The 14,389-nt window shown below is 60.3% G+C and carries 13 protein-coding genes; 6 read left to right on the forward strand and 7 right to left on the reverse strand.

What is annotated here, in order from left to right:
• Positions 1–38: 38 nt before the first annotated feature.
• Both FRH_RS10350 and FRH_RS10355 read left to right on the forward strand, forming a co-directional pair.
• Positions 39–1,268 carry an ABC transporter substrate-binding protein gene (locus FRH_RS10350; RefSeq protein WP_281998160.1) on the forward strand — a complete coding sequence of 410 codons (1,230 nt, stop codon included), beginning with the start codon at positions 39–41 and terminating at the stop codon, positions 1,266–1,268.
• An 84-nt stretch (positions 1,269–1,352) separates the two neighbouring features.
• Positions 1,353–2,342: a LacI family DNA-binding transcriptional regulator gene (locus tag FRH_RS10355; protein WP_139525274.1), complete on the forward strand. Its 990-nt coding sequence runs from the start codon at positions 1,353–1,355 to the stop codon at positions 2,340–2,342.
• Here the strand turns inward: FRH_RS10355 and cdd are convergent.
• From cdd to FRH_RS10390, 7 genes are all read right to left on the reverse strand, one after another.
• Positions 2,339–2,746 carry a cytidine deaminase gene (gene cdd, locus FRH_RS10360; RefSeq protein WP_139525275.1) on the reverse strand — a complete coding sequence of 136 codons (408 nt, stop codon included), beginning with the start codon at positions 2,744–2,746 and terminating at the stop codon, positions 2,339–2,341. The two genes, FRH_RS10355 and cdd, sit on opposite strands and share 4 nt — an antisense overlap.
• Positions 2,747–2,782: 36 nt before the next feature.
• Positions 2,783–3,508, reverse strand: a complete 726-nt coding sequence (gene deoD / locus FRH_RS10365; protein ID WP_139525276.1) for a purine-nucleoside phosphorylase — start codon at positions 3,506–3,508, stop codon at positions 2,783–2,785.
• A gap of 164 nt (positions 3,509–3,672) precedes the next feature.
• On the reverse strand, positions 3,673–4,917 hold the full coding sequence (locus FRH_RS10370; protein ID WP_281996831.1) for a phosphopentomutase: 1,245 nt from the start codon (positions 4,915–4,917) through the stop codon (positions 3,673–3,675).
• Complete coding sequence (gene deoA / locus FRH_RS10375) at positions 4,917–6,269, reverse strand: thymidine phosphorylase (RefSeq protein WP_281996832.1); 1,353 nt, start codon at positions 6,267–6,269, stop codon at positions 4,917–4,919. The genes FRH_RS10370 and deoA overlap by 1 nt, the downstream gene beginning before the upstream one ends.
• Positions 6,270–7,076 carry a deoxyribose-phosphate aldolase gene (deoC, locus tag FRH_RS10380; RefSeq protein WP_281996833.1) on the reverse strand — a complete coding sequence of 269 codons (807 nt, stop codon included), beginning with the start codon at positions 7,074–7,076 and terminating at the stop codon, positions 6,270–6,272.
• 83 nt (positions 7,077–7,159) lie between these two features.
• The gene (locus FRH_RS10385) at positions 7,160–8,443 is read right to left on the reverse strand and encodes a NupC/NupG family nucleoside CNT transporter (protein WP_139525280.1); all 1,284 of its coding nucleotides are present in this window, start codon (positions 8,441–8,443) and stop codon (positions 7,160–7,162) included.
• A 34-nt stretch (positions 8,444–8,477) separates the two neighbouring features.
• Positions 8,478–9,323, reverse strand: a complete 846-nt coding sequence (locus tag FRH_RS10390) for an outer membrane protein OmpK (RefSeq protein WP_139525281.1) — start codon at positions 9,321–9,323, stop codon at positions 8,478–8,480.
• A gap of 291 nt (positions 9,324–9,614) precedes the next feature.
• Here FRH_RS10390 and FRH_RS10395 point away from each other — a divergent pair, with 291 nt between their 5' ends.
• From FRH_RS10395 to cyoC, 4 genes are all read left to right on the forward strand, one after another.
• Positions 9,615–10,382, forward strand: coding sequence for a DeoR/GlpR family DNA-binding transcription regulator (locus tag FRH_RS10395; protein ID WP_062374779.1), 768 nt, complete (start codon positions 9,615–9,617; stop codon positions 10,380–10,382).
• A gap of 318 nt (positions 10,383–10,700) precedes the next feature.
• Positions 10,701–11,747: a ubiquinol oxidase subunit II gene (gene cyoA / locus FRH_RS10400; protein ID WP_139525282.1), complete on the forward strand. Its 1,047-nt coding sequence runs from the start codon at positions 10,701–10,703 to the stop codon at positions 11,745–11,747.
• A 2-nt stretch (positions 11,748–11,749) separates the two neighbouring features.
• On the forward strand, positions 11,750–13,777 hold the full coding sequence (cyoB, locus tag FRH_RS10405; RefSeq protein ID WP_139525283.1) for a cytochrome o ubiquinol oxidase subunit I: 2,028 nt from the start codon (positions 11,750–11,752) through the stop codon (positions 13,775–13,777).
• Positions 13,777–14,388, forward strand: coding sequence for a cytochrome o ubiquinol oxidase subunit III (cyoC, locus tag FRH_RS10410; RefSeq protein WP_044629016.1), 612 nt, complete (start codon positions 13,777–13,779; stop codon positions 14,386–14,388). Before cyoB ends, cyoC begins: the two co-directional genes overlap by 1 nt.
• Position 14,389 lies beyond the last annotated feature (1 nt).

The raw sequence follows: 14,389 nt of genomic DNA on the forward strand, positions 1-14,389 counted from the left end.
TCATGATGCGCCAGCCACTGAAAACACCGCTGCTACTCATGGCTCTGCTGCCCACGGCGCTGCCGACGATGGCCGCCGAGATCACCGTGGCCTGTGGCGACGGTGGGGCGGCAGATTTCTGCCCCGAACTCTCCCAACGCTGGGCCGAGGCCAACGGCCACCAGGTCACTATCGTCACTACGCCCGCTTCACCCACTGAAAAGCTCTCGCTTTATCAACAGCTGCTGGGCAGCCAGTCGGAAGATGTCGATGTGCTGATGGTGGATATCGTCTGGCCGGGGCTGCTGGCAGAGCACTTGGTTGATTTGAACGAGTATCTACCAGCATCCGCCACCGAGGGTTTCATTCCCTCGCTAATGGAGAACAATACCGTACAGGGCAAGCTGGTCGCGCTGCCGTGGTTCACCGATGCGGGACTGCTCTACTATCGCCATGATCTTCTCGAGCAGTATGGCGCCGAGGTGCCGCAGACGTGGCAAGCGCTGACCGACACTGCCCGGCGCATTCAAAACGCCGAGCGGCAGGCGGGCAACGAGCGCATGCATGGCTTCGTCTTTCAGGGCCGCGCCTACGAAGGGCTGACCACCAACGCGCTGGAGTGGGTGGCAAGCCATGGCGGCGGTACCTTTGTGGATGCTGAAGGGCAGGTAACGGTGAATAACCCACAAGCGGTGGACGCCCTGGCGCTGGCGGCCTCCTGGGTGGGGGATATCAGCCCAGAAGGCGTGCGTAATTACATGGAAGAGCAAGCCCGCGGCGTTTTCCAGGCGGGCAATGCGGTGTTCATGCGTAACTGGCCCTACGCATGGTCGCTGGGCCAAGCGGACGGCACGCCGATTCAAAACAAGTTCAGCGTAGCGCCGCTGCCCAGTGGACCTGAGGGCGAGTCCGTTGCCACGCTGGGCGGTTGGAACTGGGCAGTTTCCCGCTATTCGGACGAGCCGCAGGCCGCCGCTGACTTGGTGGCCTATCTCACCGCCGAAGCACAGCAAAAAGCGCATGCCATCGAGTTTGGCCGCAACCCCACGCGCCCGGCGCTGTACGAAGACGACGAGGTTCTGGCCGCGCATCCGTTCATTGGCGAGCTTTATGAAACGGTGATGAGCGGCGTGCCGCGCCCGGCCAGCGTCACTGGCGATGCTTACCCACGTGTCTCCAACGCGATCTTCAATCGCGTTCACGAAGCGCTGTCCGGCAGCGTCACGCCAGAGCAGGCGGTGCAGCAGTTGGATAGTGAGCTGGCGCGTTTAGGGCGGCGTGGCTGGTAGCGCGAACGGCGTTAGCGTCCGTGTACTCAGCGATTTTCGGCCCCGCTTTTTGTACAATCAGGGCCCGACTGGCTGAGGCATGGCATGAAACAGAACACACCGAGCGCGCAAACCGCCACCATCCGCGAAATCGCCCGGCGCGCCGAGGTCTCGATTGCCTCGGTCAGCCGGGCGCTCAATGGCAAGCCGGGGATCAGTGACGCGCTGCGCGATAAAATTCTCACCATCAGCCGTGAAGTGGCCTATCAGCCTAGCGCGGCGGCGCGGCAGTTGATTAGCGGAAAAGCCGCCGTGGTGGGCATTTCATTGGGGCGGCAAGATATCGAACTGCGCCCTTACTATATTCTCCTCTACCAGCACCTGACCGTCGCGTTGCACCAGCAGGGCATGGTGCCGATCTTCTTTCACCACGACCAAACCTCGGCGCTGCCCGAAAGGGCAGGCGCGGCGATTTTGCTAGGGGAAACCGGCGAAGACGAGCGCCCAGCGCTGCTACGTGAGGCGGGCATACCGTTCGTGCGGATTGGCAACGCCGGGGAAGGGTTCTCGGTGGCCCCGGACGATGTCTCAGGCCTGTACCAAATCACGCGCCATCTGATCGGGCAAGGGCGAACACGGATTGCCTTCGTGGGTGGCGAGTTGGACGTGCCGCGCCCCCATAGTCGTCTTTCCGGCTATCAACGAGCCATAGCGGAAGCGGGGCTGAGCGAACAGCTTCTGAGCCTGCCCCATCGGTTCACGTCCGACTCGCTCACTAGCTACCGCCACCTCAACCGCTTTCTCGATCATGGAGGTGCTACGTCATTACCGTTCGATGCGCTGGTTTGCGCCACCGACGAACTGGCGCTCGGCTGTGTCGCTGCGCTGGAAGATCGCGATATTCGTGTGCCCGAAGACGTGGCCGTTACCGGCTTTGACGACCTGCCTACCCTAGCCACCGGATTAACGACGGTGCGCCAGGACATTGCTGCCATTGCGGCGATGAGTGTCGAGCTATTGAGCGAAGCGCTGGCGGGAAAAGCGCCCCGGCACGTGTCGCTGCCGGTGGCGCTGGTGCTGCGAGAAACCTCTTAACGCCCCGGCAGCTGCTCCGGGCCGAAGGCGTCTGGCAACAGGCTGTCCATGGTGTAGGTTTTCAGCACTTCGCCCTGTTTGGAGAGCACCATGATCTGCGTGCTGGGGGTGGCGAACTCGCGGATGCGCTGGCGGCAGTCGCCGCAGGGTGTGCAAAGGTGCTCGCCAGGGCCCATGACATACACCTTGGCAAGCTCGCGCTGGCCAGCGGTGATCATGGCAGAAATGGCCGAGGCTTCGGCACACAGCCCTTTGTAGTGGGCGACTTCTACGTTGCTACCCGCAAACTGCTGGCCGTCGGGGCACTCCATCACCGCCGCCACGGGGTGGTTGGAGTAGGGCGCGTAGGCGTTGCCCAGGGTGGTTAGCAGCGTGTCGACCAAGGCCGGGTCCGCTCGATTCATGCTGTTATCCTCTGAATGGCGTGAGTGGGCATCGTCTTAGGCGCGGGTGGCGTCGTCGCGCAGCACGGTATCGAGCGCAATCACCATCATGTCGTTGAAGGTAGTTTGGCGGTCGGCGCTGGAGAGCGAGTCGCCTTTTAGGATGTGATCCGACACGGTACAGATGGTCAGCGCGCGGGCACCGAACTCGGCAGCCACGCCGTAAAGGCCAGCGGCTTCCATCTCGACGCCGACGATGCCGTAGCGCTTCATCAGCTCGGCCATGTCGGTTTGCGGGTTGTAGAACAGATCCGCTGAGAAGATGTTGCCGACTTTGACCGGCACGTTCTGCGCTTTGGCGGCCGCCACGGCGTGGCTGGTCAGCTCGAAGTCGGCGATGGCAGCGAAGTCGTGGTCGTTGAAGCGCATGCGGTTCACTTTGGAGTCGGTGCAGGCACCCATGCCGATCACCACGTCACGCACGTTCACGTCGTCGCGCACCGCGCCGCAGGAGCCGACGCGAATGATCGACTTCACGCCGTAATCGGTAATCAGCTCTTTGGCGTAAATGGAGACGGAGGGGATGCCCATGCCGTGGCCCATTACGGAAATCTCGCGGCCTTTATAAGTGCCGGTGTAGCCGAACATATTGCGCACGTCGTTCACCTGGCGCACGTTCTCGAGATAGGTATCGGCGATGTACTTGGCGCGCAGCGGGTCGCCGGGCATCAGAACGGTATCGGCGAAATCGCCTTTTTCGGCATTGATATGGGGGGTAGCCATGGAGAGCTCCTCTGATTGAAGTTAGTAGCCAGAACAACCCTAGGCGGGGGCGCTGTAAACCCTTCCCTGGGCGCTACTTTCGCCATCCATGGCGAAAGACCCCCGCTACGGGCTGATTCTGGCGGTACACGTAAACATGCGTGCTAATAATGGTTGACTGGCCTTTACGCCGCTTTGGTCAAAAAGCTGTCGCCGTCGGCCATCGCCTCGAGCGTGAAGTAGTCGGCCAGGGTTTGGCCGATGTCGGCGAAGGTGCCGCGCTCGCCCAGCGGGCCGGGGGCGAAGCCTGCGCCGCGCACCATGATGGGCACGTATTCGCGGGTGTGCTCGGTGCCTTCCCAGCTTGGGTCGCAGCCGTGGTCGGCGGTGAGCAGCAGCAGGTCGTCGTCGTTAAGCGCCGCCAGCAGCTCCGGCAGGCGGGCGTCGAAGTGCTCCAGGGCGGCTGCGTAGCCCGGCACGTCCCGGCGGTGGCCATAGACCGAATCGAAATCCACGAAGTTGGTCATGATCATGGTCGGGCGGTCGCTGGTCTCGCGGGCGGTGCGCGCGACTTCCGCTAGAGTGGCCTCCATTAGCGCGTCGTGGCCACTGGCTTTGACCTTGTGGGTGATGCCGCAGTGGGCGTAGATGTCGGCGATCTTACCAATCGAAACCACTTCGCCCCCGGCATCGGCGAGTTTTTGCAGCACGGTCGGGGTGGGCGGCTCGATGCTGTAGTCGCGGCGATTGCCGGTGCGGGCAAAGTTTTGGCTGTCGTCGCCGATGAACGGGCGGGCGATGACGCGGCCAATGTTGTACGGCGCCAGCAGTTCGCGCACGGTTTCGCACAGGGCGTAGAGGCGCTCCAGGCCAAAATGCTCTTCGTGGGCGGCAATCTGAAACACGGAGTCTGCCGAGGTGTAGACGATCGGCTTGCCGCTCTGGATATGCTCTTCACCCAGGCGGGCAATGATCTCGGTGCCCGAGGCGTGGCAGTTACCGATCACGCCAGGCAGGTCGGCCTGCTCGACGATGCTGTCCAGCAGCGTTTGGGGGAAACTGTCGGTCTTGTCGCTGAAGTAACCCCAGTCGAATCGCACCGGTACCCCAGCAATTTCCCAGTGGCCGGAAGGGGTGTCCTTACCGCTGGAGATCTCTTTGGCGTGGGCGTAAGCGCCGCTCAACTGCTCGGGCAGGCTGACGCCTTCCGCGACGCTGCCGGTGGCATCCCGGTGGGCGTGGAACAGGCCGAGCGCGGCCATGTTGGGAAGCTTCAACGGGCCGGAGCGCTCGGCGGTATCCGCTTCGCCACGGGCGCAGGCCGCGGTGATGTGCCCCAGGGTGTCGGCACCTTGGTCGCCAAAGGTAGCGGCGTCCGGCGCGCTACCGATTCCAAAAGAGTCCAGAACTAAGACGATGGCACGACGCATTAGGCTTCTCCTCGGAAGGTCTCTTGCAGCAGGGTGTCGGCGGTGGCCTCGGCGTCGCCGACGGTGATCGCCGCGCGTAGCTGGGCGGCGGCACGGGCGGCGGCCTCTTCGGTCCGGGCGTGAACGATGGCCAGCGGGCGCTGGCTATCTACACGGTCGCCGATTTCGGCGATATCGCTAAACCCGACGCTGTGGTCGACGCTGGCGTCGTTACGCAGACGGCCACCGCCCAGCTCCACCACGCTCATGCCCACGGCACGGTTATCGAAGCGCTGCACGATGCCGCTCTGCTCGGGGTACACTGCCTGAATGACCGGTGCGGTGGCCAGGTAGCTGTCCGAACGCTCCATGAAGTCGGCTGGCCCGCCCAGTTCGCGCACCATGCGGGCGAAGACTTCTGCAGCCGCGCCGGAGGTGAGCGCTTTGTCCAGCTTGGTAAGGGCTTCTTCGCGGTTAGCCACCAGTTTGCCCGCCATCAGCATTTCGACGGCGAGTTCGCGGGTGACCTGCATCACGCGGCTGTTGGCGCGCTCGCCGCGCAGCAGCGCCAGGGTTTCGACGATCTCCACCGCGTTACCGGCACACGGGGCCAGCGGCTGGCTCATATCGGTCAGCAGGGCGGTGGTGGGCGTGCCTGCTTGGGTCGCGACATTGGCGATACTTTTCGCCAGCTCCCGGGATTTTTCCGGGGTGGGCATGAACGCGCCGCTGCCGACCTTGACGTCCATGACCAGGGCGTCCAGGCCAGACGCCAGCTTTTTACCTAGGATGGACGCAGTGATCAGCGGAATGGATTCCACGGTGGCGGTCACGTCACGCACGCCGTAGATGCGCTTGTCCGCCGGGGCGAGGTTGCCGGTTTGGCCGATGATCGCAACGCCGGTGGACTTCACCACGTCACTAAAGCGCTCGGGGGCGGGGTAGGGGTCGTAGCCGGGAATCGATTCCAGCTTATCCAGCGTGCCGCCGGTGTGGCCCAGGCCGCGGCCAGAAATCATCGGGACGAAGGCGCCGCAAGCGGCGACCCAGGGGCCCAACACCAGCGATACCAAGTCACCCACGCCGCCGGTAGAGTGCTTGTCCACGATCGGGCCAGGCAGGTTGAGCGAATCCCACTGCATCACGTGGCCAGAATCGCGCGTCGCGGTGGTCAGCGCCACGACCTCTTCACGACTCATGCCATTCAAAAACACCGACATGGTGAAAGCACCGATCTGCGCGTCGCTGATGCGGTCGTCGGCAATGCCCTGCACGAAAGCTTTGATCTCTTCAGCGGGCAGCGGTTGGCCGTCGCGCTTTAGGCGAATCAGTTCTTGGGGGAGCAGGGCGTGGTGAGAAGCGTTAGACGACATTTAGTAGCCTCCATTAGTCGCGGCATCGGCATTGCCGTTGAGCGTGTTCAGTAGGTTCGTCAGTAGGCTGGACGCACCGAACCGGAAGTGCTCGGGCGTCACCCACTGCGGACCCATAATGTCGGCAGCCAGCGCCAGATACTGGGCCGCTTCTTCGGCGGTACGAACGCCACCAGCGGCTTTGAAACCGACATTTTTACCGCTGGCTTTGATGGCTTTTAGCATGATCTCGGCGGCGTCTAGCGTGGCGTTCACCGGTACTTTACCGGTGGATGTCTTGATGAAGTCAGCGCCACCTTCGATGGCCAGCTCGCTTGCACGTTGGATAAGCGCAGGCTCCTTGAGTTCGCCAGATTCGATGATGACTTTAAGCTGGGCTTGCCCGCCGCAGGCGGCTTTGCACATTTCCACCAGCTCGCGCCCCGTCTCTTCATCGCCTGCCATCAGCGCACGGTAAGGAAACACCACGTCGACCTCGTGGGCACCTGACGCTACCGCTTCGCGGGTTTCACGGGCAGCGCCCATGATATCGCCGCCGCCGTGGGGGAAGTTGGTGACCGTGGCGATCTTGACTTGGCTCTCCAGCTTGTGGGCGCTGAGCGCGCGGGCAGCGGTGACGATGAACTGCGGGTAAACGCACACCGCCGCCGGGTTGCCGAACGGCGTTTTTACCTGCTGGCACAACGCTTCGATCACGCTGTCGGTGTCACTGTCGTTCAGGCTGGTCAAATCCATTAGCGACAAGGCTTGACGAGCGGCTTGGGTGAGTTGGGCTTGGGTGAGCTGGGGGGAGGCAGTAGCGTTCATGACATTCTCGCAAATCGATAAAAGACAAAACGGGCACTGCGAAAACATAGCAGCGCCCGTTGAATGGTGTGGTGCTCGCTGCGTTACGCCGTCAAACTGCTTAGCGCAATGAAGAAGCCGGCGATGGAAGCAGACATCAAGTTAGAGAGCGTACCGGCCAAGACCGCTTTGACACCGAAGCGGGCAATTTCTTTGCGGCGCGTGGGAGCAATGCTACCCAGGCCACCCAGCAGAATGGCAATCGATGACAGGTTAGCGAAACCGCACAGGGCAAATGACAGGATGGCCATGGTGTGCGGGGTCATCAGTTGACCCGTTGCCGCCACGACCTGTTCGCCATCGATGTACGGCGCTAGATTGATGTAGGCGACGAACTCGTTGACCACCAGCTTTTGGCCGATGAACGAACCTGCCAGCGTTGCCTCTTCCCACGGCACGCCGAGCAGGAACGCCAGCGGCGCAAACAGCCAGCCGAGAATGAGCTCGAGGCTCAGCGATTCAAAGCCGAACCAGCCGCCAACGCCGCCTAAAATGCCGTTGATCAGCGCGATCAACCCGATGAACGCCAGCAGCATCGCACCAACGTTGGCCGCCAGCATCAGGCCGGAGGTCGCGCCGGACGCCGCGGCATCCAGTACGTTGGTAGGCTTGTCGTCCTGCTCTTTCAGCTCTTCATCGACCTTGGAAACGCTGTCGCTGTCTTCGGCGTCCTGAGTTTCCGGCATGATCAGCTTGGCGAACAGCAGACCGCCCGGTGCTGCCATGAACGAGGCGGCCACCAGGTACTCCATCGGAATGCCCAGCGCGGCGTAGCCCGCCAGCACCGAACCGGCCACCGAGGCCAAACCGCCGCACATCACCGCAAATAGCTGCGATGGCGTCATGCGGGCAATGAATGGACGTACCACTAGCGGTGCTTCGGTTTGGCCGACGAAAATATTGGCCGTGGCCGAGAGCGATTCGGTACGCGAGGTGCCCAATGCTTTTTGCAGTGCGCCGCCCAGAATCCGAATGACCCACTGCATGATGCCCAGGTAGTAGAGCACGGCAATCAGCGACGAGAAGAAGATGATGACCGGCAGTACTTTGATGGCGAAGACAAAACCGACGTTTTCTACATCGGCAAGGCCACCAAACAAAAAGCCGATACCGTCGTTGGCGTACACCAGCACCTGGCTAACGCCCGCCGAGATGGCCTGAAGCACCGCTTGGCCAAACGGTACGTAAAGCACGAACGCGCCAATACCGGCCTGGATGGCAAAGGCACCCAGCACGGTGCGCAGCCGAATCGACTTGCGGTCGTAAGAAAAAATCAGGGCAATGGCCACCAGGGTGACCATACCAACCAAGCTCATGATGAGGGTCATGGGAGTACCTTCGGATCGTGAGGAGTGTGAGCGATTACAGTAAGTTCAACTTCACTGAGTAGATCATCGCGTTTTGGTAAGCATCCGGGGTGCCCAGTTTATTCTCTGAGTAGCGGTACTGCACGCCCGTCGTGATCAGGTCGGACGGGTGCCACCATAGGCTCAGCGCTCCGTTGGTGCCCACGCTGCCAGCGGTACCATTCACGTAGTTCTGAGAAAGATACTCATCGTCACGACCGAAGGTCTGCTCGTGCCAGTTGGTGACGCTGAAATTTTGGTTGCCAGCGGTGAAATCGTAGCCCGCGACCCAGCCTGCCATGAAGCCATTCATGCCAGTGTAGCCATCGCTTTGTACTCGCGCGGCACCAATGAAGGGCTTGAACCACAGACCATTATCGAACGTGGTGCGATAGCCGAGGCCAAGAATTTGATCCTGCTCGCGGCCGTTGAAGCCGTAGTCGCGGAAATCGTACAGGTGGGCGTAAATCGACAGCGGGCTGTCGCCCAGGTAGATGTGCGAGGTCACTTTACCAGCGGTGCGGAAGTTGTCTTTACCGCCGCTGGCTTGGTCGAATTGATCATTGGTCGGATTCTCGAAATCGAAGAAGCCGTAGAACTCGCCCCAGCTAAAGCCGACGCCGCCTTCGATTTCGACGAATGTAAAGTCGCTTTTCGCGGCATTGCTAGCCGTGCGCGCTTCGGTGCCGTTGGACCAATCCAGGTAGTTGACCGAGACGTTGGCAAACGACCACAAGCGGTCGAGGGTACGCGGTTCGGCATCGTCTGCCAAAGCGGGTGTAGCGAGCGCCGCACCGGTCAGTAAAACGCCAGCGCCAAGCGTGACGAAAGTAGAAGAACGAGTGTGAGAGTGAGCAGTCATGGAAGCCTCAACAGGGTTGTATCTCGGAGCCAGAGGGGCTGGCGTTCCGACGTTATGGGTCGTGTGGGCTGGCGTTGATGTTAAAATTATAACATTGAGTGTTATTTTTTTAACGCTGATTTGCAAGTATCGTCACATCAACGCTATTTAAATGTGATAAGCGCATCACGGGTGGGTGACGCCAGTGAAAAGAGTGCGCAGTAGTGGAAATTGGCAAGGGCCTAGCTCAGCATAGGATGCCTGGCGGGGCGCAATGCCGATAACAAAATGAATCATAAGGAGATGCCGGACATGAACGATCGCAGCGCACAGCGCATGGCCATGCTGCAAGAAGCGCTGGCCAGCGGGGGAACCCTGCATCTTCGCGATGCCGCCGAGCTGTGCGGCGTCTCCGAAATGACCATTCGACGGGATCTCTCGACGCAGCCGTCGGCCATTAGCCTGTTGGGCGGGCGATTGGTGATGGCCAGCTACCCCGGCGTGACGCCGGTATACGATTTGACCGAGCAGCAGGCGAGCCATTACCAAGTCAAACAGCGGCTTTGTCAGCGCGCGGCCAGCTTCATCGAAGAGGGCGATACGCTGTTTATCGACTGCGGCTCCACGCTCATTCCACTGCTGGGTCAGCTTAGTCGTTTCCGAGAGCTTACCGTGGTGACCTATGCCCTCAACGTAGCCAATGCCGTCGCTGGGCTGCCCAATGTGCGCCTCGTATTGCTAGGTGGGCTTTTCTACGCGTCCTCTCAATCGTTTGGCAGCGACGGCATGGGCGCGGCCATCGAGCGCTTGGGCATCAACAAGGCGCTGATCTCTGCTGCCGGCGTGGATTGCGAACGAGGCGTAAGCTGCTTTCATTTTCACGAAGTAGGGCCAAAGCAAGCGGCCATTGCCACGGCTATGCAGCGACTGTTGGTGGTCGATGCCAGCAAATTTGGCGTGGTGCGCCCGGCCTATTTTGCCTCGCTGGAAGACTTCGATGTCATCGTCACCGACGACGAGCGCGCCCCTGGTTTGCTGGAGCGCCATCCGCTGCCCGCGCTTAACGTCACGCTCGCCTAATGAAAGACGGTCGAAGCCCCGTATCGCCCTCTTCAAACCGGTGTGCGGGGTGCGGCATGGTGTGCGGGGTGCGGCATAACGTCTCTTTCTGATTGACTCAGATCAATAGAAAATACTTTAGTCTTAGTTGATGCGCATCAGCGCATGGCAGAGGCTCGCCACCAACCCCATGCGGTGGCGCATATTTTTCCCGGAGCAACGCTTACGCTCTCACTGTTCTGGGAAAAGTATGGGGTGATAGTTAGCTTGCTATATAGCTGGCTAGTTAGCCAGCCAAACAGCAGGCTGTTTTAAACAACTCTCTGATGAGATCACACCATGCAACTACCTACCCACTGGCGCAGGCGAGGCACGTTTGTGCTCGTCGTATTGTGCTTGCTGTTAACGGGCTGCAGTTCTGCATTGCTGGATCCGAAGGGGCAGATTGGCGTCGAGCAGCGCTCGCTGATTCTGACCTCCTTTGGGTTGATGCTGATCGTGGTCATTCCGGTCATCGTGATGACGCTTTTGTTCGGCTGGCGTTACCGCCGCAGCAACCGCGTTGCCAAGTATCTGCCGGATTGGGCGCACTCCAATGCCATCGAGGCGGCGGTTTGGACCGTTCCCTGCTTGATCATTGCCGTTCTCGCCTTCCTTACCTGGAAAACCTCTCACAGCCTGGACCCCCACAAGCCGATCGAAGGCAGCGTGGAACCCATGGAGATTCAAGCCGTCGCGTTGGATTGGAAATGGCTGTTCATCTATCCCGAACAGGGGATTGCCAGTGTCAACGAGTTGGCGTTCCCAGTGGATACGCCGGTGCGCTTCCGGGTGAGCTCTGGTTCGGTGATGAACGCCTTCTTCATTCCACGTCTGGGCAGCCAGATCTACGCCATGGCGGGCATGGATAACGACGTTCACCTGATTGCCGACGAAGAGGGCGTCTATCCCGGCCGCTCCACCAACTACAGCGGTGCTGGCTTCTCTGGCATGACCTTCGATGCCCACGTCACCTCTTCGGCGGAATTCGACGCCTGGGTGGACAACGTGCGTGCCGCCGATGACACCCTGACCTTCCCGGACGGTTACGAAGCCCTAGCGCAGCCGACCGAGTATCACCCGGTGGAGTACTTCTCGGCGGTCACGCCCGAGCTGTATGAGTCGATCGTGAGCAGCTTCCACAGCGGTGACGGCAGCGGTCACGGCGGTCATTCGAGCCACGGTGACGCCATCAGTGATGCCCACGACAGTCACGGCGAATCCAGCGAGCTAGAGAGCGCCAGCGCGTCGCAACAGCAGGCCGCGATCGGCCATGTTACCAATCAGCATGCAGGTGATGACCACGCCCTGGGCGGCCATCCCACAAGCGTTGAAGCGGGGGGTTAAGCATGTTTGGAAAACTCACGTTAGAAGCCATTCCATACCACGAACCGATCATTATGGTCGTTGCCGCCTTTATGGCGCTTGGAGGTGCCGCGCTACTAGGCGCACTGACGTACTACCGAAAATGGGGCTGGCTGTGGAACGAGTGGTTTACCTCCGTTGACCACAAAAAGCTTGGCATCATGTACTTCGTGGTGGCCTTGGTGATGCTGCTTCGCGGCTTTGCCGATGCGATCATGATGCGGACACAACTGGCCATGGCGGCCGGTGGGGCCGCAGGTTATCTCCCTCCTGAACACTACGATCAGATCTTTACCGCCCACGGCGTGATCATGATCTTCTTCGTGGCGATGCCCATGGTCATCGGACTGATGAACCTGGTGGTGCCCCTGCAAATCGGCGCCCGCGACGTCGCTTTCCCGTTTTTGAATAACCTGAGTTTCTGGCTATTCGCCGTGTCGGCGATTTTGGTCAATATTTCCCTCGTGGTAGGGGAGTTCGCCAAAACCGGCTGGCTCGCTTACGCGCCGTTATCGGGGATAGAGTTTAGCCCCGGGGTGGGGGTCGATTACTGGATATGGGCACTGCAAATATCCGGGATAGGCACCACGCTCACCGGCATCAACTTCTTCGTCACCATTCTGAAAATGCGCACCAAAGGCATGACGATGTTCCGCATGCCGATTTTTACCTGGACGTCGCTGTGCGCCAACGTCCTCATCATTGCCTCGTTCCCGATTCTGACCGCGACCATCGCGCTGCTGACGCTCGATCGCTACTTCGGTATGCACTTCTTCACCAATGATTTTGGCGGCAACATGATGATGTACGTCAACCTCATTTGGGCCTGGGGTCACCCCGAAGTCTACATTCTGATTCTGCCGGCCTTTGGCGTGTTCTCTGAAGTGATCGCCACCTTCGCTCGCAAGCGCCTGTTTGGTTACAAAACCATGGTGTGGGCCACGGTGGCCATTACGCTGCTGTCGTTCATCGTCTGGTTGCACCACTTCTTCACCATGGGGGCCGGTGCCAACGTCAATGCCTTCTTCGGCATCATGACGATGATCATTGCCATCCCCACCGGGGTGAAGGTGTTCAACTGGCTGTTCACTATTTTCCGCGGCAGCCTAGAGCTGACCTCGCCAGTGCTGTGGACTCTGGGCTTCATCATCACCTTTACCCTAGGCGGTATGACCGGCGTCATGCTGGCGTTACCGGCGGCCAACTTCGTGTTGCACAACAGCCTGTTCGTGATTGCCCACTTCCACAACGTGATCATTGGCGGCGTGGTGTTCGGCATGATGGCGGGCCTGACCTACTGGTTCCCGAAAGCGTTCGGCTTCACGCTGAGCGAGAAGTGGGGCAAGCGCTCGTTCTGGTGCTGGTTCATTGGCTTTTACGTCGCGTTCATGCCGCTCTATGTCTTGAGCTTCTTCGGTGCCGTGCGCCGTATGCAGTCCTACGCCAATCCTGAGTGGCAACCCTGGATGATTCTGGCCTGGGTAGGTGCCGTGATCATCATGATGGGGATTGCCTGCACCATCATTCAGTTCTGGGTCAGTATCCGCGACCGCAAGCTGAATGCAGATCTGACCGGCGACCCCTGGGATGGCCGCACGCTGGAGTGGTCCACCTCGTCGCCTGCACCTTTCTATAACTTCGCGCGCCTGCCGGAAGTCGGCGACATCGACAGCTTCTGGTCGCAAAAGCAGCGTAGCAACGAGCAGTTGGACGAAGCGCCCTACACCGATATTCACATGCCGCGTAATACCGTGGCGGGTCCGGTGATTAGCTTCTTTGCGCTGATTCTAGGCTTTGCACTGGTATGGCATATCTGGTGGCTGGCCGCCGTCGGTGCGTTGGGTGCCGTCGCCAGCTTCTTGGCCCGTGTATTCAACGAAGATATCGACTACTACGTGCCCGCTGCCGAAGTGGCGCGCATCGAGCGCGCGCATGAAAAGCGCAAAACGTCTGCGCCGAGCAGCGCAGCGTCTGACCGTGAACAGACCAACTATGTGGAGGCACGCGCGTAATGGCCACCGATACCCTACATCATGGCGCCGCGTCCGAGCCCCATGAGCACCACGACGCGACCGGCACGAAAGTATTTGGCTTCTGGGTCTACTTGATGAGTGACCTGGTGATCTTCGGGTCACTGTTCGCTACCTACGCCGTGCTGATGAAAGGCACGGCCGCCGGACCCACGGCAGCAGATATCTTCGAACTGCCCTTCGTGCTGGTGGAGACCTTCCTGCTGCTGTTCAGTAGCTTCACCTTTGGCATGGGCGTACTGGCGATGAATGCCGAACGCGTCGGCCAAGTAAAAGCGTGGCTGGCGATCACCTTCTTGCTCGGTGCCGCGTTCGTCGGTATGGAAGTGTACGAGTTTCAGCACTTGATTCATCAGGGCTACGGCCCTGATCAGAGCGCGTTTCTCTCGTCGTTCTTTACCCTAGTCGGCACCCACGGCCTCCACGTGACCGTTGGTTTGGTGTGGATTCTAGTGATGCTGGTGCAGCTTTCGACCAAGGGCATCACCCCGATGACACGTCCGCGGATTCTGTGCCTGAGCCTGTTCTGGCACTTCCTGGACATCGTGTGGATCTGCGTCTTCTCGTTCGTTTATCTGATGGGAGTGCTGTGAC

Source organism: Halomonas sp. A020, assembly GCF_027943625.1.
GTDB classification, from domain to species: Bacteria; Pseudomonadota; Gammaproteobacteria; order Pseudomonadales; family Halomonadaceae; genus Vreelandella; species Vreelandella piezotolerans.

Coding starts and splice junctions, on each gene's coding strand:
- FRH_RS10350 (WP_281998160.1), top strand. CDS start 39: ATGGCTCTGCTGCCCACGGCGCTGCCGACGATGGCCGCCGAGATCACC.
- FRH_RS10355 (WP_139525274.1), top strand. CDS start 1,353: ATGAAACAGAACACACCGAGCGCGCAAACCGCCACCATCCGCGAAATC.
- cdd (WP_139525275.1), bottom strand. CDS start 2,746: ATGAATCGAGCGGACCCGGCCTTGGTCGACACGCTGCTAACCACCCTG.
- deoD (WP_139525276.1), bottom strand. CDS start 3,508: ATGGCTACCCCCCATATCAATGCCGAAAAAGGCGATTTCGCCGATACC.
- FRH_RS10370 (WP_281996831.1), bottom strand. CDS start 4,917: ATGCGTCGTGCCATCGTCTTAGTTCTGGACTCTTTTGGAATCGGTAGC.
- deoA (WP_281996832.1), bottom strand. CDS start 6,269: ATGTCGTCTAACGCTTCTCACCACGCCCTGCTCCCCCAAGAACTGATT.
- deoC (WP_281996833.1), bottom strand. CDS start 7,076: ATGAACGCTACTGCCTCCCCCCAGCTCACCCAAGCCCAACTCACCCAA.
- FRH_RS10385 (WP_139525280.1), bottom strand. CDS start 8,443: ATGACCCTCATCATGAGCTTGGTTGGTATGGTCACCCTGGTGGCCATT.
- FRH_RS10390 (WP_139525281.1), bottom strand. CDS start 9,323: ATGACTGCTCACTCTCACACTCGTTCTTCTACTTTCGTCACGCTTGGC.
- FRH_RS10395 (WP_062374779.1), top strand. CDS start 9,615: ATGAACGATCGCAGCGCACAGCGCATGGCCATGCTGCAAGAAGCGCTG.
- cyoA (WP_139525282.1), top strand. CDS start 10,701: ATGCAACTACCTACCCACTGGCGCAGGCGAGGCACGTTTGTGCTCGTC.
- cyoB (WP_139525283.1), top strand. CDS start 11,750: ATGTTTGGAAAACTCACGTTAGAAGCCATTCCATACCACGAACCGATC.
- cyoC (WP_044629016.1), top strand. CDS start 13,777: ATGGCCACCGATACCCTACATCATGGCGCCGCGTCCGAGCCCCATGAG.